A 22,261-nucleotide genomic window follows, 5' to 3' on the forward strand; every position below is an offset into this window, starting at 1 on the left:
CGTTCCTTACACCGCTGCGGCGGGGGCCGGGGGAGCGGCCGGGTCCGTGGGAACCGGCGCCGGGATGGTGGTCTTGAGGTCCTCGTCCGCGACGGCGGCGACGGAACCGGCGGCCGGCGGCGGGGTGACGGCCGCGATGGCGGTGGTCACGACTCCCGCGGGCTCGGTCTCGACGTCGTTGACGTTGGTGTGGTCGACCACCTGGCGGCGGGAGAGGACCCAGATGGCGACGCAGGAGGCGACCAGGAAGGCCGCGACGGTGTAGACGCCCCAGTCGCCCTGGCGGGCGACGAACTCGGCGACCGCGGCGACCAGGCCGGCGGCCGGCAGGGTCAGGCCCCAGGCGACGAACATCCGGGTGGCGGTCGACCAGCGGACGACACCGCCCTTGCGGCCCAGGCCCGCGCCCATGACGGCGCCGGAGCAGGAGTGCGTGGTCGAGAGGGAGAAGCCCAGGCTGGAGGAGGCGAGGATGACCGTGGCCGCGCTGGTCTGGGCGGCGAAGCCCTGCTGCGGCTGGAGGTCGGTGAGGCCCTTGCCCATCGTGCGGATGATGCGCCAGCCGCCGAGGTAGGTGCCGAGCGCGATCGCCGTACCGGCGGAGACGATGACCCAGACCGGCGGGTTGGAGCCGGGCGCGAGGACGCCGCCGGCGACCAGAGCGAGGGTGATGATGCCCATGGTCTTCTGGGCGTCGTTGGTGCCGTGGGCGAGGGAGACGAGACCGGCGGAGGCGATCTGACCGGCCCGGTAGCCCTTCTCGGTCGTCTTCTTGTCGGCCTTCTTGTCCATGCGGTACGTCAGGCGGGCGGCGAACATCGCGGCCAGGCCCGCGACGAGCGGGGCGGCGACCGCCGGGATGAGTACCTTGCTGACGACGACCCCGCCGTTGACGCCGCTGACGCCGATGGAGGCGATGGTCGCGCCGATGAGGCCACCCATCAGGGCGTGGGAGGAGCTGGACGGCAGTCCGACCAGCCAGGTCACCAGGTTCCAGAGGATCGCGCCGACGAGCGCGGCGAGGATGACTTCGGGTTGGATGCCCTCCTCGTTGACGAGCCCCTTGGAGATCGTCTTGGCGACCTCCACGGACAGGAACGCGCCGACGAGGTTCAGCACGGCGGACATGGCCACCGCCGTCTTGGGCTTCAGGGCACCGGTCGAGATGGTCGTGGCCATCGCGTTGGCGGTGTCGTGGAAACCGTTCGTGAAATCGAACACGAGAGCTGTCACGACCACAATGGCGAGCAGCAGCGTGATGTGTTCCATTTACCCAGGCAATCGTTTGACGTCAGTGGCTCGACGAACGTAAGCAACCTGAGTGAACGGAAGGTGAACTGGGGCGGGCGACGTGGTGTCCCCAACCGGTGTCAAGCCATTCCGCTTAGCTCCCCGCCGGAGCGGGTGTCCACGATGCGGTCACCCTGCAACCCCGGGTAATCCAGGCCTTCACGGGCCACCGGCGCTCCGGCCCGGCCCGCCCCTCGCCGCCCCGTTCCGCTCTCTGGACCGGACCATCCGACCGGGGGACCCCGCAGAGGAGACCCACGTCACTCGCCGGAGGGATGCCAGGGGTCTCTCCGGGCAGCTCTCTGCCGTCCCCTGTGCAGGGCAGCTCTCTGCCGTCCCTGTGGACGGAGGAGTCCCCGGCCGGGTCCGCCCGGTGGCAGGCCGCCCGGGACCTGCCGACACTGGGAGCGTGCGCCCGGCTACAGCGACGGCAGCGGCCGTCACCACCCTGATCGGTGTCGGCGCGGCCGCGGTAGCGGCCGGCCGGTACGCCAGCGACGTCGCCCTCAAGGTGCCGTCCGGACGACCACTCCCGGGAGACCCCAGACTCACCGTGCACGCCACGGGACCCGAACGGATCACCCTCACCCGCAGCCTCGCCTCGCTGCGCCCCGGCACGTACGGCATGGAGGCCCCCGGCCTGCACGCCGTCCTCGGCCCCGTCCTCGACCGCGTCCCGCACACCGCCGACACCGTCGTCCGCCGCCTGGAACGCGTCGAGCTCGGCGCCCTCGGCCCCGGCGTCCGCGTCCGCCTCACCCCCCAGCTCCACCGGGGCACACCGGTCAGCGCCCTCGGGATCGCCCACGAGGACGTCGAGATCCCCGGCGAGCTGGGTCCACTGCCCGGCTGGCTCGTGGCCGGCCCGCGCAGCACATGGGTGATCGCGCTGCACGGCCTCGGCACCACCCGCGAGCACCCCCTGAACCTCGTCCCCTTCTTCAACCGGCGCAAGATCCCGGTCCTCATCCCCACCTACCGCGGCGACGAGGGGGCGCCCGCCTCCCCGGACGGTCTCGCCCACCTCGGCGACTCCGAGTGGCGGGACGCCGACGCCGCCATCCGGTACGCCGTCCGCCGCGGCGCCGAGAAGGTCGTCCTGCACGGCTGGGGGACCGGCGCCGCGATGGCCCTGCGCGCCGCCGCCGAGTCGGGCGTACGGGACCGGATCAGCGGCCTCGTCCTCGACTCCCCGGTCCTCGACTGGGAGGCGACCCTCCGCAACCTCGCCGCGGCCCGCCACGTCCCCGGACCCCTGCTCCCGCTCGCCGTCCGCGCGGCCCAGGGCCGGACGGGGGTGCACGGGGACCGCCTCCGGGCCGCGTCGGAACCCGGCGCCCTGCAGGTCCCGGTCCTCCTGCTGCACGGACCCGACGACACGATCGCCCCCTGGGAGCCCTCCGTCGAGCTCGCCGCCCGCCGCCCCGACCTGGTCTCCCTGCAGACGGTCCGGCACGCCCCGCACGCGGCGATGTGGAACGCCGGCCCCGTCCGCTACGAGGAGGCCCTGCGCCGCTTCCTCACCCCCTTGCTCTGACGGCGCACATTCCCCTGCTCCGACGGCCGCCGCGGCGGCCGTTCTGACGGGGCTGCGGATTCCGATTGGGCTTTCGGGCCGTCAGCGGGAAGACTGCCCCCGTGACGTCTCGAAAGCCCGATGAACCATTGGCGCGCAACTCCAGACTCCGACTCGTCCGCCCGCGGGCGCTGGCCACCGCCCGACGGGCCGTGACGAACCGGCGCACCCGGCCGGCGCCGCGGCCGCCCGAGGGCACTCCGCCCCGCGCGGAACTCGCCCGCCAGGCCCGGCACGTCCTCGCCGACGCCGTACGGATCGCCCGCTGGGCCGCCGTCGAGCGCGGACCCGAAGCCGCCCTCCGTGCCGGTGGCGAAGCCGCCACCGCCCAGGAACGGGCCGCGGCCGCACTGGACCTGACGCCCGGCCAGATCCGGGCCGGCTGGGACCGCGCCCGGCTCGCGGGGCTCGTCGAGCTCCACGGCGACACCGCCCGCCCCGGCTGGCGGCTGCACGCCTGGGACCGGGACGACTCCGCCGTCCTGCGCGGCTGGGTCGCCCTCTTCGACGCCTGGTCGCTGGTCCACCCGGCCCCCGAGGGCGTCGCGCCGAGCGCGGTCGCCGAGGTCGTCGAGGCGGTCCCGCAGGTCCTCTCGCTGCTCCAGCTCTCCCAGGGCCCGGTGCTCGTTCCGGTTCTCCTCGATCTGCTCGGCCAGCGCGTCGAGGAGCTGCGCGAGGAGCGCTGCGAGGTCCCGGTCGCCGAGCAGACGCCCGACCCGGCGAGCGCCCCCGAGGCGTCCCCCGGCACGGACGGGCTCCCCGCACTCCTCGACTGGGCCCTGGAGGGCCTCGCGGCCGTCGGCGCGCTCACCCTCGACCCCGGCACGGACGCCCGGCACGCCACCCTGACCCCGCTCGGGAACTGGGCGGTCTGGGTCAAGCTGGAGCAGATCTGCGTCGCCGCGCAGAGCCCCGCGGGCAACATCGAGCAGTCCGCCGAGGACATGCTCCGCGGCTGCGCCCGGCTCACCCCGGGACCGGCCCGCGCCGAGTACCGCGCCTGGCTCGCGGCCCGCACGCTCTCCAGCGCCGTGGCCGAACTCCTCGCCGTCGCCCGCGGCGAGGACGCCCTCCTGCGCGGCCTCGCCTTCGAGGCGCTCCGGGTCGTCGGAGCCCCCGCCGAGGCCGAGGTCCGGGCCACCGTCGCCGAACCCTCCCTGCGTCCGTACGCACTGCTCTGGCTGGCGGAGTACGAGGGCGCCGACCCCGACGACGCGCAGGAAGTGCTCACCCGCGAGGAGGCCACCTGGCTCTGGGTGGACACGGCGGCGGCCGTCGCCGACCACGGCGAGAGCGAGCTGCTCGTCCGCCACCTCGAATCCGCCGTCCAGGGGACCGTCCCCGCGCTGCTCGACGAGGTCAGGGCCGTCGGCCACCCCCGGACCGTCCAGGTCCTGGTCGCCCTGGCCGCCGCCCACCCCGACCCGGCCCTGTCCAAGGCGGTCCGCAGGGCCGCCTTCCAGGTCCACACCGGCGGTGCCTGACCGGAGCGCGGTGTCCGCCCGACGTCCGGCGCCCGGCTACTCCGAGGCGCCGGGCGTGTAGGTCCCGAAGCTCCAGATGTTCCCCTCGGCGTCCCGGGCCATGTAGTCCCGCGAGCCGTACTCCTGGTCCGTGGGCGGCATCACGATCTCGGCGCCGTGGGCGACCGCCCGCGCGTGGTGCTCGTCCACGTCGTCCACGTGCACGAAGACGCCCACGGGGCCCGCGCGGCCCATCAGCTTGTCGAACTCGCTGCCCGTGCCCTTGCTGCCGAGCATCACCATGCCGTTCCCGTACGCCAGCTCCGCGTGCGCGATCAGCCCGTCCTCGGCCTCGTACACGGCACTCGCCGTGAAGCCGAAGCCCTCCGTGAGCAGTTTGATCGCGCCCTTCGCGTCCTCGTACGTCAGCGTCGGACAGATGTGGGGTGCCTCAGCCATCCCGATCACTTCCTCTCGATTCAGCCGAATGTGACCTGGATCTCAGTCTGGCAGCCGGTGTCGACATCTCAGCGGAAGGTGTTGCACTGGGCCATGTCGCCGGTCCGGTAGCCCTGGTAGAACCACTGCTGCCGCTGCGCCGCCGAGCCGTGCGTCCAGTTCTCCGGGGTCACCCGGCCCTGGAACTTCTCCTGGATCCGGTCGTCGCCCACCGCGGCCGCCGCGTCGAGACCGTCCTGGATGTCCGCGTCCGTGAGCCGGGTCAGCAGCGGGCGGCCCGTCCTGTCGTCGGGAGTGGTCGTCGCGTGCCGCGCCCACACCCCGGCGTAGCAGTCGGCCTGGAGCTCGACCCGGACGGCGTTGGAGTTCGCGCCGGTCCGTCCGTCCTGGGCGCGGCCCAGGGTGCCCATCAGGTTCTGGATGTGATGGCCGTACTCGTGCGCCACCACGTACGCCTGGGCGAAGGGTCCGCCGCTCGACCCGAACTTGGTCCGCAACTCCTCGAAGAACCCCAGGTCCAGATACACCTGGCGGTCCCCGGGGCAGTAGAAGGGCCCGACGGCCGAGGTCGCCGAGCCGCAGGCGGTCCCGACCCGCTGGGTGAACATCACCGTGGCGGCGTTCCCGTAGGTACCGCCCCGGCGCGCGTACTCGGTCCGCCAGAAGTCCTGGAGGCTGTTGACGACGGCGACGATCCGGCAGTCCTCGCGGGTGTTCGCGTCGGCGCCCTTCTTGCAGGCCTGGTTCACCTGGGCCGCGGAGGACGAGGTCGCCACCGGCTCCTCGCCGCCTTCGGAGAGCCCGAACTGCTCGGGTCCGACCCCGAAGAGCACGCCCAGGACCAGCGCGATGAGGCCGATGATGCCGCCGCCGACCGTCGCCCTGCCGCCGGGGATGCGGCTGTTCCGGACGTCCTTGACCTCCGAGGTGTCCAGGTCGGCGTCGTCGTCGAACTGCACGGTCCACCACCCTCCGCGTCACTGCCGCGGCAGTGGCCGCCGCCCTGCGCCGAGTATCAGCCGATCTTCTATCTCTCGCCCCTTTTGAGAGATCCAGCCGAAATGCAAGGAAATGTGAGAAAGCTCCGATCACGCCATAGGACACCCACATGGCCGAAAACCAGTTGCAGGAGCCCGTTAGACTGGCCGTATGGCCACTCTCCCCGTGCATTAGCGGCGTCGAAGCCCGTCATCAACCGTCCTTCCGCCGTTCCCATCGCCCTGGAGTCTGTCCGTGATCACCGCCACCGGCATCGAGCTGCGCGCCGGCGCCCGCGTCCTCATCGAGTCCGCTTCCTTCCGTGTCGCCAAGGGCGACCGCATCGGCCTCGTCGGCCGAAACGGAGCGGGCAAGACGACCCTCACCAAGTGCCTCGCGGGCGAGGGCCAGCCCGCCGCCGGCGCCATCGCCCGCTCCGGCGAGGTCGGCTACCTCCCGCAGGACCCGCGCACCGGTGACCTGGACGTCCTGGCCCGCGACCGCATCCTCTCCGCCCGCGGCCTCGACACCCTCCTCAAGAAGATGCGGGCGAACGAGGAGCGCATCGCGACCGGCACCGGCGGCACCCGCGACAAGGCCATGCGGCAGTACGAGCGCCAGGAGACCGAGTTCCTGACCAAGGGCGGCTACGCGGCCGAGGCCGAGGCCTCCACCATCGCCGCCGCCCTCGGCCTGCCCGACCGGGTCATGGGCCAGCCGCTGCACACCCTCTCCGGCGGTCAGCGCCGCCGCGTCGAGCTCGCCCGGATCCTCTTCTCGGACGCCGACACGCTCCTCCTCGACGAGCCGACCAACCACCTCGACGCCGACTCGATCATCTGGCTGCGCGACTACCTGAAGACCTACCGCGGTGGCTTCATCGTCATCTCCCACGACGTCGACCTCGTCGAGACCGTCGTGAACAAGGTCTTCTACCTGGACGCCAACCGCTCCACGATCGACGTCTACAACATGGGCTGGAAGCTCTACCAGCAGCAGCGCGAGGCCGACGAGAAGCGCCGCAAGCGCGAGCGCCAGAACGCCGAGAAGAAGGCCGCCGCCCTCAACTCGCAGGCCGACAAGATGCGCGCCAAGGCCACCAAGACCGTCGCCGCGCAGAACATGGCCAAGCGCGCCGAGCGGCTGCTCTCCGGCCTGGAGGCCGTGCGCGCCTCCGACAAGGTCGCCAAGCTCCGCTTCCCGGACCCCGCGCCCTGCGGCAAGACCCCGCTGACCGCCGAGGGGCTCTCCAAGTCCTACGGCTCGCTCGAGATCTTCACCGACGTGGACCTCGCCATCGACAAGGGCTCCCGCGTCGTCATCCTCGGGCTCAACGGCGCGGGCAAGACGACCCTGCTGCGCCTCCTCGGCGGTGTCGAGCAGCCCGACACGGGCGAGGTCACCCCGGGCCACGGCCTGAAGCTCGGCTACTACGCCCAGGAGCACGAGACGCTCGACCCCGAGCGGACCGTCCTGGAGAACATGCGCTCCGCCGCGCCCGACCTCGACCTCGTCGACGTCCGCAAGACGCTCGGTTCCTTCCTCTTCTCCGGAGACGACGTCGACAAGCCGGCCGGTGTGCTCTCCGGCGGCGAGAAGACCCGTCTCGCGCTCGCGACCCTCGTCGTCTCCTCGGCGAACGTGCTCCTGCTCGACGAGCCCACCAACAACCTCGACCCGGCCAGCCGCGAGGAGATCCTCGGCGCCCTGCGGACGTACAAGGGCGCCGTCGTCCTCGTCACGCACGACGAGGGCGCGGTCGAGGCGCTCGACCCGGAGCGGATCATCCTGCTCCCGGACGGTGTCGAGGACCTGTGGGGCGCGGACTACGCGGACCTCGTGGCCCTGGCCTGACCCGGCCCGAGGCTCCGGAAGCGCCCTCGGGCGTGCTCCGGGGCCCGACGTGATCATTCAGGGCTGGATCATTCGGCTCATGGGTGATCCTTCATCTGAGTGAGGGCGTCTCGTACACCCCGGCGCGGTGCTCTGCCGAATCCTTCCGGCAGACCCGCGCCGTACGTGCGTTCCCTCTGTGGCCTTGACCTGGCACTTCCCGTCCCGGGCGGCGCGGGGCCCGCTTTCCCCCTGTGCGGAATCTGTGCCTCCGGTCGTGGCGAGCGCGTGCTGCTCCCGCAACCCGGCCGCACGGACCTTGTCGAATGGGTGGCCAGGACGCCGGGTAGGGGTGATCATGAGAAGTCCAGAGCGCACTTCCCATGAGGAGGCACGGGTGGCCGAGACTCTGAAGAAGGGCAGCCGGGTGACCGGCGCCGCGCGCGACAAGCTCGCGGCAGACCTGAAGAAGAAGTACGACTCCGGTGCGAGCATCCGGGCGCTGGCCGAGGAAACCGGCCGCTCCTACGGATTCGTCCACCGGATGCTGAGTGAGTCCGGAGTCACGCTGCGTGGACGCGGCGGAGCGACACGAGGCAAGAAGGCAGCCTCGGTCTGAGTCATCGGGGCGGCTCGACCGGCCACCGGGTCTCTCGGTGGCCACCCGGTCGACCGCACGGTCGGCCAGGTGGTTACTGTGCAGTCACTTAGCATCCTCGCAAGTGCTGCACCGGAACCGGAGGCGCCCCATGACTACGCTCGACGACTCTGAGCTCGTATTCGACAAGGACGGTGTACGGCTCACCGTCGAGGACGCCGTTGCCACGGTGACCCTGACCAACCCGGCGAAGCGCAACGCTCAGTCTCCCGCTCTGTGGCGGGCGTTGACAGAAGCCGGCCGGTCGTTGCCCGGCAGCGTGCGGGTCGTGGTCCTGCGCGGGGAGGGAAAGTCCTTCTCCGCGGGGCTCGACCGGCAGGCGTTCACGCCCGAGGGCTTCGACGGAGAGCCGTCCTTCCTCGATCTCGCGCGCGGTTCCGACGCGGACCTCGACGCGGAGATCGCCGAGTACCAGGAGGCGTTCACCTGGTGGCGCCGTAGTGACCTCGTGTCGATCGCGGCCGTCCAGGGGCACGCCATCGGCGCGGGCTTCCAGCTCGCCCTCGCCTGCGACCTGCGGGTCGTCGCCGAGGACGTGCAGTTCGCGATGCGCGAGACCAGCCTGGGTCTCGTCCCGGACCTGACCGGGACGCACCCCCTCGTCTCGCTCGTCGGCTACGCCCGCGCCCTGGAGATCTGCGCCACCGGCCGCTTCGTCCACGCGGCGGAGGCCGAGCGCATCGGTCTCGCCAACATCGCCGTGCCCGCGGACGAGCTCGACGCGGCGGTACGGGACCTCAGCGCCGCCCTGCTCGGGGCGCCGCGCGCCGCGGTCAACGAGACCAAGGCGCTCCTCCAGGCTGCCGCCGGCCGCTCCTACGAGGAGCAGCGCACCGCCGAGCGCGCCGCCCAGGCGCGCCGTCTGCGCGACCTCGCGGGCCTCGGCGACTGACGCCACCCATCCCGCCGCGGTTCCTACCGCAGCTCCGAGACCAGCACCGTGACCGCCGTCGCCTCACCGGCCGCGGCGGTCACGGCGTTCCGCGCGGCGCGGGCCACGTCCAGAGGGCGGCGGCCCGCCGTCACCGCCAGCTCGACCCGCACCCGGCCGGAGGCCCGGTGGACCGGCGGGCCCAGCGTGTCCGTCACCCCCGCGACCCCGTCGACCCGCAGCACCGCGAGCGCGGCGGGGTCGTCCGTGGCGGGGGAGGTTCGCCCGGGTGGGGGAGCGGCGGGACCGGATTTCTCCGGAGCCGCGTCGAGCAGCTCCGTCACCCGCAGGTCGACGGCGGCCACGACGAGGCCGAGCCCGTCCTCGGCCGCCCCGAGCAGGGCCGTACGCAGCTCGGCGGCGAGCTCCGGAAGCGCCCGCCCGGCCACCGCCCCGAAGCCCGCCGAGATCCGCAGCGCCCCCGGCGGCAGCGCGCCGGGCGGCACCGGAAAGGCCGCCCCCGGCTCGGCTCCGGCGCCCGCGCCGGCGTCCGCGCCGGCCTCTGTGTCGGGTCCGATGCGGAGTTCGCCCGGCACCACTCCCCGTACCGCCGCCGCAGCCCCGTCCAGGACCGTGCGCGCCGCGCGCTCCGTGATCCAGGCCCCGTCCTCCGGCGCGCCCAGCGGCAGCAGCCGACCGGGCGCGAGCCGGTCACGTACCGAAGCCGTCCAACCCTCAGCCGTCGTCATTGCCCCAGCCTGCCGTATCCCCGGGGCGAGACCGGGCAGCCGCCCTTAGTGTGGGCAAAGAACCCCGAAATATCCCAGAAGGGGCGAAATCTGATGGTGGACAGTGCACACTCCGGTGACATCACGTCCGAAGAACAGCGCCGCACCTCCGTGACCAAGCGCGGCGGCGGTGCCCCGGCCTCCCGGGGCCGGACCACGATCGCCGACGGCGTCGTGGAGAAGATCGCCGGCCTCGCCGCACGCGATGTCGTCGGCGTCCATGCCATGGGCAGCGGGCTCTCCCGCACCTTCGGCGCCGTACGCGACCGCGTACCCGGCGGGGGCGGCGGCAAGGCGAGCGTCACCCGCGGGGTGAAGGCCGAGGTCGGCGAGGTGCAGACCGCGCTCGACCTGGAGATCGTCGTCGACTACGGCGTCTCGATCGCCGACGTCGCCGGCGACGTCCGGGAGAACGTCATCGCCGCCGTGGAGCGGATGACCGGTCTCGAGGTCGTCGAGGTCAACATCGCGGTCAGCGACGTGAAGCTCCCGGACGAAGAGGAGGACGAACCGGAGTCGAGACTCCAGTAGCCCTCGGACATCCTCGGAAGGGGACAGGAAATGAGCATGGCGGTGGTCGGCCTGGTGGCCGGCATGGCCCTGGGTTTCGCCGGGTACTTCGGCGGCTTCGGGGCGTTCCTGCTGGTCGCGGCCCTGGGCGCGATCGGCTTCGTGGCCGGCCGGTTCCTCGACGGCGACCTCGAACCCGGCGATCTGTTCCGGGGCCGCGAGCGCGGCGACCGGCGGCGGTGACCCGGGGTGGCAGTGGACCCGGTACGTGACCGCGGGGCGACCACGATCGCCGACCGGGTCGTCGCGAAGATCGCCTCCCAGGCCGCACGGGAGGCGCTGGACGCCGTCCCCGAGGGCGGCTCGGCTCCGCACGCCTCGGTCGTCGTCCACCGGGACGTCGCCCGGGTCTCGGTGAGCCTCGAACTCGCCTACCCGTCCGACATCGGCCGCCAGTGCGGGGCCGTCCGGGGCAGGGTTCGCAGCCGCGTGGAGGGCCTCGTCGGCATGGAGGTCCACGAGGTCGCCGTCCATGTGGAACGCCTCCACTCCCCGCACACGCGCGAGACCACCCCAAGGGGCCGCCTCTCATGACCACCACCCCGGCCCCGGACCCCGACGGCCCCGGACCCCACCCCGGGGCCCCGGCCTCCGGCGAGACCGGGCCCGCCGACTCCGGGCCCGCCGACTCCGGGCCCGCCGACTCCGTGCCCGTCCTCGCGGACGCCGCCGGGGGGCGCGTCCGCCGCTTCTGGTCGGTCCGGCGCATCCCCGCCGCCCTGCTCGCGGCCGTCGTCCTCGGCGGGGCCGGGCTGCTGCTGTACGACGTGGCGGCCGTCCGGGCCGAGCGCTCCGCCATGGCCTGGCGGCGGGAGTTCGCCGAGGCGCTCGCGAGCGATCCCCTCGACGGCACCACCGTCGTCGTCGGTGCCGTCATCGCCGTCCTGCTGGGCGTCTGGCTGCTGATCCTGGCAGTCACCCCCGGACTGCGCGCCGTCCTCCCCATGCGCCGCCAGCACGCCGACGTACGGGCCGGGCTCGACCGCGAGGCCGCCGCCCTCACCCTGCGCGACCGCGCCATGGAGGTCTCCGGCGTCCAGTCCGTCCGGGTCCGCGTCGGCCGCTCCAAGGTCGGCGTCCGGGCGGTCTCGCACTTCCGGGCGCTCGACGAGGTCCGCACCGACGTGGAGACCGTCCTCGCCACCGGCGTCGACGAGCTCGGCCTCGCCCACCCGCCCGCGCTGACCGTACGGGTGACCCGACCGCCCAGGAAGGGGTGAAGGCCGGTGACGGTCGTCCTCCGGCGCGTCAACCGCGCCCTGCTCGGCCTCGCCGGGCTGCTCCTCGTCCTCGGCGGCGGCGCCGTCCTCGCCGCCGCCCTCGACCTGTCCGTACCGTCCTGGTGGCCCTGGTCGGGCCCCTCCGACGTCCTGCTCTCCGCCGCGGACCGGCAGCGGTGGCGCGAGGAGAGCTGGTGGTGGCCGGTGGTCATCGCGGCCCTCGGGCTCGTCGTCCTGCTCGCCCTGTGGTGGCTGCTCGTCCAGTTCCGGCGGGCCCGGCTCCGCGAGGTCCTCGTCGACACCGGCGACGGCGAGGAGGCGATCCTCCGCGGCCGGGCCCTGGAGACCGTCCTGGAGGCGGACGCCGCCGCCCAGGAGGGCGTGGCCCGGGCCAAGGTCTCCCTCACGGGGCGCCGCGGGGCACCCCGTACCCGCGTGGCCCTCGACCTGGAACCGTACGCCTCCCCGGAGGACGCCCTCAGGACCCTCGGCACCGCGGCCCTCGGACACGCCCGTACGTCCGCGGGGCTGGCGGCACTGCCGACGGAGGCCCGCCTGCGGGCCGTGAAGCACCGGGCCCGCAGGGTCACCTGAGCCGGGGAGCGGCTCGTCGGCTCAGAAGCCGGCGCGCGCCCCGCCGTCCACCGGGAGCATCAGCCCCGTCAGGTACGAGGCGGCCGGCGACAGCAGGAAGGCCGCCGTGCGCCCGAACTCCTCCGGGGTGCCGTAGCGGCGCAGCGGGATCGTGGCCTCGTTCGCCGCGCGGGCCGCGTCCGCGTCTCCGGAGAGCGCGTCGAGGGAGCGCACCCGGTCCGTGTCGATCCGGCTCGGGAGCAGCCCGACGACCCGGACCCCGCGCGGGCCCAGGTCGTTGGCGAGGGACTTGGCGAAGCCGGCGAGCCCGGGGCGCAGCCCGTTCGAGATGGTCAGGCCGGGGATCGGCTCGTGGACCGAAGCGGACAGGACGAAGCCGATCACTCCGCCCTCGGTCAGCGTCTCGGCCGCGGCGCGCGCCAGCCGTACGGCCCCGAGGAAGACGGTGTCGAAGGCGGCCGCCCACTGCTCGTCGGTGTTGTCGGCCGCGAAGCCGGGCGCAGGGCCCCCGACGCTGATCAGGATGCCGTCGAAGCCGCCGAACCGAGCCCGCGCCTCGGCGATCAGCCGGGCGGGGGTCCCCGGGTCGGCGTTGTCGGCGGCGAAACCGGCGACCACGGCCCCGTCCGAACCCCCGCCCAGCTCGGCCACGGCGTCCGCGACCGACTTCTCCTCGCGCCCGGTGATCAGCACCTTCGCGCCCTCGGCGAGCAGCGCCTCCGCCGAGGCCCTGCCGAGCCCCCGTGTCGCGCCGGTCACCACGTACACACGGTCCTTCAGTCCAAGATCCATGGACCCCATCCTGACCTACTCCGCCGCCTCCGCGCCCTCCTGCGGCCCCTCCTGCGCCCCCTCCGCCTCCTTCGCCACCGGCTCCGTCGCCTCCTCCTCGAAGGCGAGCCCGAGGGCGGTGCCCACGAGCCCGATGTGGCTGAAGGCCTGCGGGAAGTTGCCCAGCTGGCGCCCGGCAACCGGGTCGTACTCCTCCGCGAGGAGCCCCACGTCGTTGCGGAGGGAGACGAGCCGGTCGAAGAGCTTGCGCGCCTCCTCGGTCCTGCCGGTCAGCCGCAGCGCGTCCGCAAGCCAGAACGAGCAGACGAGGAACGTCCCCTCCTGGCCCGGGAGCCCGTCCACCGCTCCGGTGGCCGTGCTGTAGCGGTTCAGGAACCCGCCGTGCAGCAGCTCCGTCTGTACGGCGTCCACCGTCCCGACCACCCGGGGGTCGTCCGGCGGCAGGAAGCCGACCTGGGGGATGAGCAGCGTGGCGGCGTCCAGCTCCTGCGAGCCGTACGACTGGGTGAAGGTGTTCCGGACGGGGTCGTACGCCTTCGCGCACACCTCGGCGTGGATCTCGTCGCGCATCGCCCGCCAGCGCGCCGCGTCACCCGGCAGCGTGGGCTGCGCCTCCAGGGTGCGCACCGCCCGGTCGGCGGCCACCCAGGCCATCACCTTCGAGTGGGTGAAGTGGCGGCGCGGCCCGCGCACCTCCCACAGCCCCTCGTCGGGGTCCCGCCAGGTCGACTCCAGGAAGCCGAGCAGGCTCAGCTGGAGGCTCCAGGCGTGCCGCTTCGCGGGGATGCCGGCCTGCCGCGCGCGGAAGAGCGAGTCCATGACCTCGCCGTACACGTCGAGCTGGAACTGCTCCACGGCCGCGTTCCCGGTCCGTACCGGCATCGAGTCGGCGTAGCCGCGCAGCCACGGCAGGGTGGTCTCGGGCAGCCGCCGCTCCCCGGCGGGGCCGTACATGATCTGGAGGTCGGCCGGGTCGCCGGCGACCGAGCGCAGCAGCCAGTCCCGCCAGGCGACGGCCTCGTCGACGTACCCCGCGGCGAGCAGCACGCCGAGGGTGAGGGAGGAGTCGCGCAGCCAGCAGGCGCGGTAGTCCCAGTTCCGTACGCCGCCGAGCTCCTCCGGCAGGGAGGTGGTGGGGGCGGCGACGATCCCGCCGGTCGGGGCGTAGGTGAGCGCCTTGAGGGTGATCAGGGAGCGGAGCACCGCCTCCCGGTGGGGGCCCCGGTAGGTGCAGCGGGCGGACCACTCCCGCCAGTCCGCGAGGCACAGCTCCAGGGCCTCGAAGGGGTCGACGAGGTCGGGGCGCGGCTCGTGCGAGGGGTGCCAGGTCAGGACGAAGGCCACCTTCTCGCCCGGGGTGACGGTGAAGGAGGAGCAGGTGGCGAACTGCTGGCCCCAGGTCTTCACGGCCGGCTCGCTGCGCAGCCAGACGGAGTCGGGCCCGGCGATCGCGACCCGGTGGCCGTCGGCGCGGCGCATCCAGGGCACGATCGAGCCGTAGTCGAAGCGCAGCCGCAGGACGGAGCTCATCTCGACGGTGCCGCTGACGCCCTCCACGATCCGCATGACGTCGGGGGACACGTCCCGCTGGGGCATGAAGTCGACGACCTTGACGGTGCCGGTGCGGGTCGTCCAGTAGGTCTCCAGGACGAGGGAGTCCTCGGCGTAGCGCCGGGTCGTGCAGGTCGTGGCACCCTTGGGTGCGATCCGCCAGTGGCCGTTGTTCTCGTCGCCGAGCAGCGCGGCGAAACAGGCGGCCGAGTCGAAGCGGGGCAGACACAGCCAGTCGATCGACCCGTCACGGCCGACGAGCGCGGCGGTCTGGAGATCGCCGATGAGGGCGTAGTCGTCGATACGTTGCGTCACGCTTTGGGCTGTTCCCGGAAGTGACGCCCGTCAATCAGAGGGACGGGGTGGCCTGGACCGCGGCCGTGTCCCCGGCCGCGTCCCCGTCACCTTCTCCGTCGCCTTCTCCACCCCCGTCACCGGCGGCTTCGGCGCGGGCCGCGGCCTGCCGGTCCTGCCTCTCCCGGCGTACGAGGATCACCCAGCCGACGGGCACCCCGGCGGCGAAGAGCCACCACTGCACCGCGTACGCCATGTGCGCGCCGATCGATTCGTGATCGGGCTCGGCGATCGGCTCGGGGGTGCCGCCGGCCGACTCGGGGGTGATCAGTTCGAGGTAGCCGCCGAGGACCTCGCGGCCGATGAGCGCGGCCTGCTGCTCGCTGTTGATCAGCATCACCTGGCGGTCCGGCAGACCCTTGAGGTCCTTGATGCCGCTGGCGCCGGTCGTCTCGTCCGCCTTGAGCCGGCCGGTGACGGTGACCTCGCCCTTGGGCGCGGGGGGCACCGGCGGGTAGGCGCGCTGCTCGGCGGCGGCCGGCACCCAGCCGCGGTTGACCAGGAGGATCCGGCCGTCCCTCAGGACCAGCGGGCTCAGGACGTGCACGCCCACCTTGTCGTCGGTGGAGGTGCGCCGGCGGACGACCACCTCGTGGGCGGTGTCGAAGGTGCCGGTGGCGGTGACCTGCCGCCAGTAGTCGGCGCGCGGGACGGTGTGGCCGGGAGAGGTGAGCTCCTCGACCGGGACCGGCTTCGCCTTGAGGTTGTCGGCGATCAGGGCGTTCTGGGCCACACGGCGTTCGTGCCGGTGGAACTGCCAGAAGCCCAGCTCGATCATCGTGGGGACGAGGACGAGGGCGATGAGGGTGAGGATCACCCATTGCCGGGACAACAGGAAGCGGTACACCCCATGACGGTACAACCGGGGTCATGGGGTGCGTGCGGCGGGGTTCGGCCGACCCGGGGAGGCCGCGCGCCCAGGATCGTTTCCTCAGAACGATGTGCCGGTTTGGAGTCGTGGACCGGCCGGTCACACCCTGTCGACGATGCCCACCTTTCCCTCCGCGCGGGCGCAGTGGGCGCCGCAGTACCAGCTGCCCTCGCTCTCGACGCCCTGCCCGATGATCTGGACGCGACAGTGCTCGCAGATGGGCGCCATGCGGTGGATGGCGCACGCGAAGCAGTCGAAGACGTGAATCGCGCCCTGGGCATGGACCTCGAAGGACATGCCGTAATCGTTTCCGCAGACCTCACAACGTGCCATGCGCCACAGGGTGGAGCTCCCGGCGGGCGGGCGCAGCGAGCCACGCCCACCCGGCCCCGCGCGTCACCCGTCTGCCGGGGCCACGTCCCGCAGCAGCTGCGTGTAGGCCGCCTCGTCGACGACCGGCGTCCCGAAGGACTTCGCCTTCAGCGTCTTGGAGGTGGGCGCGTCCGGGTCGTTCGTGACGAGCAGGCTCGTCAGCCGGGAGACGCTGGTGGCGACATGGAGCCCGGCCTCGACCGTGCGGTCCTCCAGGAGCTCCCGGTCGACGGAGGTGTCGCCGGAGAAGGCCACCCGCATGCCCTGCTTGAGCGGCCGGTCCGTCTCGTACCGCCCGGGGTTGGGGTACGGGCAGGCGGGGCGCTTCCGGGAGGGGCGCCAGGAGTTCATGCGGTACGCGGACGACGACGGCGCCGCGTACGAACCCTGGTGGCCGATCCGGGGCTGCGCCGGGGCCCCGGCCCACTCCGTCAGCGGCCGGCACTCCAGGAGCGGCAGCCGGACGTTCCGCTCGGCCGCCGCGTGCAGGCTCGGCCGGAACGCCTCGGCGAGGACCCGCGCGTCGTCCAGCGCGTTGTGCGCGCGCTGCTGGACGACGCCGAAGTGCGCGGCGAGCGTCGCCAGCTTGTGGTTGGGCAGCGGCAGCGACAGCTCCTTGGCGAGCGCGATCGTGCACAGGCGCTGCCGCACGGGCGCGGTCCGCTCGGCGCGCGCGTACTCCCTGGCGATCATCTGCCAGTCGAACATCGCGTTGTGCGCGACCAGGACCCGGCCGTCGAGCCGGTCCGCGAACTCCGCCGCGATCTCCGGGAAGAGCGGCGCGCCCTCCAGGACGTCGCTGGTCAGCCCGTGGATCCAGACGGGCCCGGGGTCGCGCTCGGGGTTGACGAGCGTGTACCAGTGGTCCTCGACGTTCCCTTGGGCGTCCAGCCGGTAGACGGCAGCAGAGACTATCCGGTCGTCGCGCGCGAGGCCGGTGGTCTCCACGTCGACGACCGCGTACCCCTGTGGGTAGGCGGCCGGCCACGTCGCTGCTGTCGTACGGTCGTCGAGCATGGTCAAAGAGAATACGGCCCGCGACCGACAGCCCCGTCCCCGGTGTCCCCGGAGGCCCCGGCGAGCAGACCGTCCACCAGCGCCCGTACCGAGTCGACGAAGAGCGCCTCCGTGTCGATCGGCGCGGCCAGGGCCCGGGCCAGCTCGGCGTCCGACCCGGCCGTCTCCTCGCGCCACAGCTCCTCCTCGGCGGGGGACTGCGCGGGGGCCCGCTCGCGGTTGCGCTCCACCAGGACGTAGCCGACGACCTGGAACTGCAGCGCGCGGACGGCCCGCGCCGCGTGCGCCCCGCGCAGCCCCGCAGCGTGGGCCTCATGGGCCAGGGCGCGCTGGGCCGGCAGGAACATCCGCTCCGTCAGGCCCCGTTCGTGGACCATCGCCACCAGGTGCGGGCGCTCGCGCAGGGCGCGCCGCAGCGAGCGGGCGACCGAGACGATCCGCTCGGCGGGGGTCTTCCCGCGCGGGCGGATCGTGCCGAGGTCGGTGACCGTCCGGCTGACGAGCGCGTCGAGGAGCGACTCGCGGTTGCCGACGTGCCAGTAGATCGAGGTGACCGCCGTGCCCAGCTCGGCGGCGAGCCTGCGCATGGTCAGGGCGGCCGGGCCGTGCTCCCTCACCAGGGCGGCGGCGGTGTCCAGGACTTCGTCGCGGCTCAGTGCCGAGCGTGCCATCGCTCTCCCCCAACTCCTCGGCGTGCACGGGTCTTTACCCTTCATCGGCGACGGTGTAACTGTGTTACAGGCCGACTGTCCAGAGGACCTTCCCGAAGGGTGGTACGTCATGGCACGAGTACGGTACGGCGCCCGCACCGACGCCGAGATCGCGGCGGCGCGCACGAAGAGCGCGAAGCTCCCCGACATCTGGTCCACCGGAGTGGTCGCCGTCTGGGAGACCGACCCCGACGTCGTCGCGGCGATCCTGCCGCCCCCGCTGAAACCCACGGCACGCCCCCTCGTCCGCGCCAACATCAGCCGGGTCGACCTCACCGGCTACCCCCTGGGCGCCGGCTCCGTGGCGGTCGCCGCCGCCCACGGCGACCGCGAGGGCTGGTACCCGCTGGTCATGCCGATGACCCACGAGCGCGCCCTGATCGGCGGGCGGGAGGTCTTCGGCGAGCCGAAGAAGCTGGGCGAGGTCACGGTCGAGCGCGAAGGCCTCGTCGTCCGCGCGGCCCTCGCCCGGCACGGCATCGCCTTCGTCGAGGTGCGCGGCGCCGTCTCCGGCCCGCTGCCGCTGCCGGAGCCCGTCGAGAAGACCGACTTCTACTTCAAGTTCCTGCCGGGGGTGGACGGCACCGGCTTCGACGCCGACCCCGTCCTCGTCCACTGCGTCCGCAACGAGAAGGTGCGGAAGCTGGAGCGGGTCACCGGTGACGTGGTCCTGCGCGAGTCCATGTACGACCCGGTGGCCGACCTGCCCGTACGCCGGCTCGTCGAGATCACGATCGGCGAGAAGACCACCGACCAGCGGGGCACGGTCGCCGAACGCGTCTCCGCGCAGGCGCTGCTGCCCTACGTCCACCAGCGGTACGACGACCCGCTGCAGATCCTCGACGGCCCCCCGGAAGGAAGTGTCTGATGGAGCTGCGCGCGGGACAGGTCGCCGTCGTCACGGGCGCGGCGAGCGGCATCGGGCTCGCCATGGCCCGCCGCTTCGCCGCCGAGGGCATGTCCGTCGTCCTCGGGGACGTCGAGCCGGGCGCCCTCGCGGAGGCCGCCGACGAACTGATGGCGGGCGGGGCGCAGATCCTCGCCCGCACGGTCGACGTCTCCGACCCCGGCGCGGTCCGGGCGTTCGCGGACGCGGCGTTCGACACCTTCGGCGCGGTCCACGTCCTCTGCAACAACGCCGGCGTCGGCTCCGGCGCCGAGGGCCGGATGTGGGAGCACGAACCGAACGACTGGAAATGGGCGTTCTCCGTCAACATCTGGGGCGTCTTCCACGGCATCCAGGCCTTCCTCCCGCGCATGATCGCGAGCGGCGAGCCCGGCCACGTCGTCAACACCTCCTCCGCCGACGGGGGCATCGCCCCGCTGCCCACCGCCTCCGTGTACGCGGTCACCAAGGCGGCCGTCGTCACGATGACCGAGTCGCTCTACGCCCACCTGCGGGCCGAGCACGCGCGGGTGGGCGCCTCCGTACTGTTCCCCGGCCCGCACATGCTCCGCACGGGCCTGTGGGAGTCGCACCGCAACCGGCCCGAGCGCTTCGCGAAGGAGCGCCCGCGCAGGAGCCCGTACCGCAGCCTCGACCAGTGGGAGGCCGCGATGAAGGAGGCCGGGCAGGAGATCGCCTTCACGCCGGTGGAGGACGTCGCCGAGCTGGTCGTCGAGGGCATCCGCGCCGACCGGTTCTGGATGCTGCCGGAGAGCGAGCACAGCGACGACCAGATCCGGGCGCGCTCGCGGTCGATGCTCGACCGCGCCAACCCGTCGTACCTGGAGAGCTTCATCCTCGACCGGACCGACCGAGACTGAGGACGCCGACACATGACGTACGAGGACCCCTATCTGATCATCTCCTCCGACTGCCACGCCGGACTGCCCACCGAGCAGTACCGGCCCTATCTCGACCGCCGCTTCCACCGGGACTTCGACGAGTTCCTCGCCGGGCGCGAGGCGCGCCGCGAGGCGATGACCCGCCTCGGCGTGCGCAACGAGGCCTTCGCCGACAAGTGGTTCCACGACAACGAGGAGGGCCTGCGCGGCGGCTGGGACGCCGCCCAGCGGCTCAAGGAGCTCGACGGCGACGGGGTCGCCGCCGAGGTCGTGTTCCCCGACGCGGACGCCGTCGACAGCCAGACCGCCGCCCCCTTCGGCGTCGGCCTCGGTCTCTCCGGCGACCAGGACCCGGAGCTCGGCATGGCGGGCGCGCAGGCGCACAACCGCTGGCTCGCCGAGTTCGTGGGACAGAACCCCGAGCGGCACTGCGGGGTGGCGCTGCTGCCGATCACGGCCGAGCCCGCCAAGGCCGTCGCCGAGATCCACCGGGCCAAGGAGTCCGGGCTCGGCGCGCTCATGATCCCCTCCATGTGGGTGGACAAGGAGCCGTACCACGACCGCCGGTACGACCCGGTGTGGGAGGCCGCCGCCGAGACCGGCATGCCGGTCGTCACCCACTCCGGCGCCGCGCCCCGCGAGGAGTACGGCGACCACCTCGGGATCTACGTCTCCGAGGTCACCTTCTGGCCGGCGAGGCCCCTCTGGTTCCTGCTCTGGTCCGGGGTCTTCGAGCGCCACCCCGGCCTGAGGTTCGGCGTCGCCGAGTCCGGCTGCTGGTGGCTGCCCAACCTGCTCTGGTTCATGGACCGGCTCTACCTCGGCGCCCACGGCGGCAAGAAACTGTCCCCGTTCGCGGAGATGAAGCGGCCGCCGAGCGAGTACCTGGACCGGCAGGTCTTCGTCTGCGCGACCAACACCAAGCGGCGCGAGCTCGCCCAGCGGTACGAGATCGGCGTCGACAACATCCTGTGGGGCTCGGACTTCCCGCACCCGGAGGGGACCTGGCCCGCCACGCGCGCGTGGCTGCGGAACACCTTCCACGACATCCCGGTCGAGGAGACCCGGCGGATGCTCGGCCTGGCGGCGGCGGAGGTCTTCGGCTTTGACCTCCCCGCCCTCGAACCCATCGCCCGCCGGATCGGCCCCACCCCCGCCGACCTCGGCCAGCCGGCCGACCAGGCGGCCGTGGAGGCCTCCTGGGCCCGCTCGCGCGAGGTCGGCCGCCACTGGCTGACGGACCACGACTTCCCGGTGCTGGGGGCGAACTGAGATGGACGACCAGGACAGGTACACCGTCATCTCGGCCGACTGCCACGCGGGCGCCGACCTGCTGGACTACCGGCCGTACCTGGAGAAGAGACACCACGACGACTTCGACGCCTGGGCGGCGACGTACGTCAATCCGTACGAGGACCTCCTCGCCGACACCGCCGACCGCAACTGGAACTCGCAGCGCCGGCTGCGCGAGCTGGAGGAGGACGGCGTCGTCGCCGAGGTCGTCTTCCCCAACACCATCCCGCCGTTCTTCCCCAAGGCCTCGCTGATGGCGCAGCCGCCCACCCGCGCCGAGTACGAGCAGCGCTGGGCCGGGCTCCAGGCGCACAACCGCTGGCTGGCCGACTTCTGCGCGGACGCGCCGGGGCGCAGGGCGGGCGTGGCGCAGATCCTCCTCAACGACGTGGACGCGGCGGCCGCGGAGATCCGCCGCACCCGCGAGGCGGGGCTCACCGGGGGCATCCTGCTCCCCGGCGTCCCGCCGGGCTCGCCCGTCCCGGAGCTGTACTCGGAGACGTACGACCCGATCTGGGCGGTCTGCGCGGAGCTGGACGTGCCGGTCAACCACCACGGCGGTTCGGCGTCGCCGCCGCTCGGGGAGGAGCCCGCGGCCCGCGCCGTCTTCATGGTGGAGACGACGTGGTTCTCCCACCGGGCCCTGTGGCACCTGGTCTTCGGCGGCGCGTTCCGGCGCCACCCGGGGCTCAAGCTGGTCCTGACCGAACAGGGCTCGGGATGGATCCCGGGCGTGCTCGACATGCTGGACTACTACCACGGGCGTCTGGTGTCGGCCGCGACGAAGGCCTCCACCGCCGAGTCCAAGTTCGGCGCCGGGCTCGCGGAGTCCATGGGCAAGGGTCCCAGCGAGGTCTGGCGCGACAACTGCTTCGTCGGCGCGAGCTTCATGCGCCCCCACGAGGTGCCGCTGCGCGAGCGGATCGGCCTGGACAAGATCATGTGGGGCACGGACTACCCGCACGACGAGGGCACCACCCCGTACTCCCGCGAAGGCCTCCGCATCGCCTACGCCGGTCTCCCCCAGGAGGAGGTCGCCGCCATGGTGGGGGGCAACGCCGCCCGCGTCTACGGCTTCGACCTCGCCCTCCTCGACCGGCTCGCCGCCGTCCACGGCCCGACCGTCGCGGAGATCGCCGAACCGCTGAAGGAGGTGCCGGCGGGCGCCACGAGCCCGGCCTTCGCCCCGGGCGGGTCGGTCCGCGTCTGGTGA

Annotated in this window: 24 protein-coding genes; 14 read left to right on the plus strand and 10 right to left on the minus strand. The window is 73.1% G+C overall.

The genetic code is table 11. From position 1 onward, the window contains the following. Positions 1 to 6 precede the first annotated feature (6 nt). On the minus strand, positions 7 to 1,269 hold the full coding sequence (locus DEJ46_RS30560) for an inorganic phosphate transporter (RefSeq protein ID WP_150271537.1): 1,263 nt from the start codon (positions 1,267 to 1,269) through the stop codon (positions 7 to 9). 430 nt (positions 1,270 to 1,699) lie between these two features. On the opposite strand from DEJ46_RS30560, the gene DEJ46_RS30565 reads away from it, so the two are divergent. Next, the gene (locus DEJ46_RS30565) at positions 1,700 to 2,827 is read left to right on the plus strand and encodes an alpha/beta hydrolase (protein WP_150271539.1); all 1,128 of its coding nucleotides are present in this window, start codon (positions 1,700 to 1,702) and stop codon (positions 2,825 to 2,827) included. Between the two features lie 101 nt (positions 2,828 to 2,928). Further along, the gene (locus DEJ46_RS30570) at positions 2,929 to 4,350 is read left to right on the plus strand and encodes a hypothetical protein (RefSeq protein ID WP_411757791.1); all 1,422 of its coding nucleotides are present in this window, start codon (positions 2,929 to 2,931) and stop codon (positions 4,348 to 4,350) included. Positions 4,351 to 4,386: 36 nt separating this feature from the next. On the opposite strand, the gene DEJ46_RS30575 is transcribed toward DEJ46_RS30570, so the two are convergent. Both DEJ46_RS30575 and DEJ46_RS30580 read right to left on the minus strand, forming a co-directional pair. After that, a complete protein-coding gene (locus DEJ46_RS30575; RefSeq protein ID WP_150271540.1) occupies positions 4,387 to 4,788 on the minus strand; it encodes a VOC family protein in 402 nt (133 codons plus the stop codon). A gap of 68 nt (positions 4,789 to 4,856) precedes the next feature. Beyond that, complete coding sequence (locus tag DEJ46_RS30580) at positions 4,857 to 5,747, minus strand: neutral zinc metallopeptidase (protein WP_150271542.1); 891 nt, start codon at positions 5,745 to 5,747, stop codon at positions 4,857 to 4,859. A gap of 274 nt (positions 5,748 to 6,021) precedes the next feature. Between DEJ46_RS30580 and DEJ46_RS30585 the strand changes: the two genes are divergently transcribed. The 3 genes from DEJ46_RS30585 to DEJ46_RS30595 all read left to right on the plus strand — a co-directional run bounded on the left by DEJ46_RS30585 (position 6,022) and on the right by DEJ46_RS30595 (position 9,149). Then, positions 6,022 to 7,620, plus strand: coding sequence for an ABC-F family ATP-binding cassette domain-containing protein (locus DEJ46_RS30585; protein ID WP_150271544.1), 1,599 nt, complete (start codon positions 6,022 to 6,024; stop codon positions 7,618 to 7,620). A 376-nt stretch (positions 7,621 to 7,996) separates the two neighbouring features. Then, a complete protein-coding gene (locus DEJ46_RS30590) occupies positions 7,997 to 8,218 on the plus strand; it encodes a helix-turn-helix domain-containing protein (RefSeq protein ID WP_024756249.1) in 222 nt (73 codons plus the stop codon). Positions 8,219 to 8,348: 130 nt separating this feature from the next. Continuing rightward, the gene (locus DEJ46_RS30595) at positions 8,349 to 9,149 is read left to right on the plus strand and encodes an enoyl-CoA hydratase/isomerase family protein (RefSeq protein WP_150271546.1); all 801 of its coding nucleotides are present in this window, start codon (positions 8,349 to 8,351) and stop codon (positions 9,147 to 9,149) included. A gap of 23 nt (positions 9,150 to 9,172) precedes the next feature. On the opposite strand, the gene DEJ46_RS30600 is transcribed toward DEJ46_RS30595, so the two are convergent. Beyond that, complete coding sequence (locus tag DEJ46_RS30600) at positions 9,173 to 9,877, minus strand: hypothetical protein (RefSeq protein WP_150271548.1); 705 nt, start codon at positions 9,875 to 9,877, stop codon at positions 9,173 to 9,175. Between the two features lie 93 nt (positions 9,878 to 9,970). On the opposite strand from DEJ46_RS30600, the gene DEJ46_RS30605 reads away from it, so the two are divergent. From DEJ46_RS30605 to amaP, 5 genes are read left to right on the plus strand one after another with little or no spacing between them, the layout of a single operon-like run. Further along, positions 9,971 to 10,447 (plus strand): Asp23/Gls24 family envelope stress response protein, encoded by a 477-nt coding sequence (locus tag DEJ46_RS30605; protein ID WP_150271550.1) that lies wholly within the window; start codon positions 9,971 to 9,973, stop codon positions 10,445 to 10,447. A gap of 30 nt (positions 10,448 to 10,477) precedes the next feature. Beyond that, positions 10,478 to 10,669 carry a hypothetical protein gene (locus DEJ46_RS30610; RefSeq protein ID WP_024756245.1) on the plus strand — a complete coding sequence of 64 codons (192 nt, stop codon included), beginning with the start codon at positions 10,478 to 10,480 and terminating at the stop codon, positions 10,667 to 10,669. Between the two features lie 6 nt (positions 10,670 to 10,675). After that, positions 10,676 to 11,020, plus strand: a complete 345-nt coding sequence (locus DEJ46_RS30615; protein ID WP_150271551.1) for an Asp23/Gls24 family envelope stress response protein — start codon at positions 10,676 to 10,678, stop codon at positions 11,018 to 11,020. Next, positions 11,017 to 11,706: a DUF6286 domain-containing protein gene (locus DEJ46_RS30620; protein WP_223835203.1), complete on the plus strand. Its 690-nt coding sequence runs from the start codon at positions 11,017 to 11,019 to the stop codon at positions 11,704 to 11,706. The genes DEJ46_RS30615 and DEJ46_RS30620 overlap by 4 nt, the downstream gene beginning before the upstream one ends. A gap of 6 nt (positions 11,707 to 11,712) precedes the next feature. After that, positions 11,713 to 12,300, plus strand: coding sequence for an alkaline shock response membrane anchor protein AmaP (gene amaP, locus DEJ46_RS30625; RefSeq protein WP_150271553.1), 588 nt, complete (start codon positions 11,713 to 11,715; stop codon positions 12,298 to 12,300). 21 nt (positions 12,301 to 12,321) lie between these two features. On the opposite strand, the gene DEJ46_RS30630 is transcribed toward amaP, so the two are convergent. From DEJ46_RS30630 to DEJ46_RS30655, 6 genes are all read right to left on the minus strand, one after another. Further along, positions 12,322 to 13,092: an SDR family oxidoreductase gene (locus DEJ46_RS30630; RefSeq protein WP_150271555.1), complete on the minus strand. Its 771-nt coding sequence runs from the start codon at positions 13,090 to 13,092 to the stop codon at positions 12,322 to 12,324. Positions 13,093 to 13,107: 15 nt separating this feature from the next. After that, positions 13,108 to 14,958, minus strand: coding sequence for a glycoside hydrolase family 15 protein (locus DEJ46_RS30635; protein WP_150271557.1), 1,851 nt, complete (start codon positions 14,956 to 14,958; stop codon positions 13,108 to 13,110). A 34-nt stretch (positions 14,959 to 14,992) separates the two neighbouring features. Then, positions 14,993 to 15,844: an SURF1 family protein gene (locus DEJ46_RS30640; protein ID WP_150271559.1), complete on the minus strand. Its 852-nt coding sequence runs from the start codon at positions 15,842 to 15,844 to the stop codon at positions 14,993 to 14,995. Between the two features lie 123 nt (positions 15,845 to 15,967). Continuing rightward, a complete protein-coding gene (locus DEJ46_RS30645; protein WP_055644255.1) occupies positions 15,968 to 16,201 on the minus strand; it encodes a hypothetical protein in 234 nt (77 codons plus the stop codon). Positions 16,202 to 16,264: 63 nt separating this feature from the next. Further along, positions 16,265 to 17,263 (minus strand): DEDDh family exonuclease, encoded by a 999-nt coding sequence (locus DEJ46_RS30650; protein WP_150271561.1) that lies wholly within the window; start codon positions 17,261 to 17,263, stop codon positions 16,265 to 16,267. Beyond that, positions 17,260 to 17,928 carry a TetR/AcrR family transcriptional regulator gene (locus DEJ46_RS30655; RefSeq protein WP_150271563.1) on the minus strand — a complete coding sequence of 223 codons (669 nt, stop codon included), beginning with the start codon at positions 17,926 to 17,928 and terminating at the stop codon, positions 17,260 to 17,262. The genes DEJ46_RS30650 and DEJ46_RS30655 overlap by 4 nt, the downstream gene beginning before the upstream one ends. A gap of 109 nt (positions 17,929 to 18,037) precedes the next feature. Between DEJ46_RS30655 and DEJ46_RS30660 the strand changes: the two genes are divergently transcribed. From DEJ46_RS30660 to DEJ46_RS30675, 4 genes are read left to right on the plus strand one after another with little or no spacing between them, the layout of a single operon-like run. Further along, the gene (locus tag DEJ46_RS30660) at positions 18,038 to 18,835 is read left to right on the plus strand and encodes an acetoacetate decarboxylase family protein (RefSeq protein WP_150271564.1); all 798 of its coding nucleotides are present in this window, start codon (positions 18,038 to 18,040) and stop codon (positions 18,833 to 18,835) included. Beyond that, complete coding sequence (locus DEJ46_RS30665) at positions 18,835 to 19,734, plus strand: SDR family NAD(P)-dependent oxidoreductase (RefSeq protein ID WP_150271566.1); 900 nt, start codon at positions 18,835 to 18,837, stop codon at positions 19,732 to 19,734. The genes DEJ46_RS30660 and DEJ46_RS30665 overlap by 1 nt, the downstream gene beginning before the upstream one ends. A 12-nt stretch (positions 19,735 to 19,746) precedes the next feature. Continuing rightward, entirely contained in the window at positions 19,747 to 21,027 is a 1,281-nt protein-coding gene (locus DEJ46_RS30670; protein ID WP_150271568.1) for an amidohydrolase family protein, read from the plus strand. 1 nt (position 21,028) lies between these two features. Beyond that, complete coding sequence (locus tag DEJ46_RS30675) at positions 21,029 to 22,261, plus strand: amidohydrolase family protein (RefSeq protein ID WP_150271570.1); 1,233 nt, start codon at positions 21,029 to 21,031, stop codon at positions 22,259 to 22,261.

The sequence above is a fragment of the Streptomyces venezuelae genome, assembly GCF_008642375.1.
Classification (GTDB): Bacteria; Actinomycetota; Actinomycetes; order Streptomycetales; family Streptomycetaceae; genus Streptomyces; species Streptomyces venezuelae_G.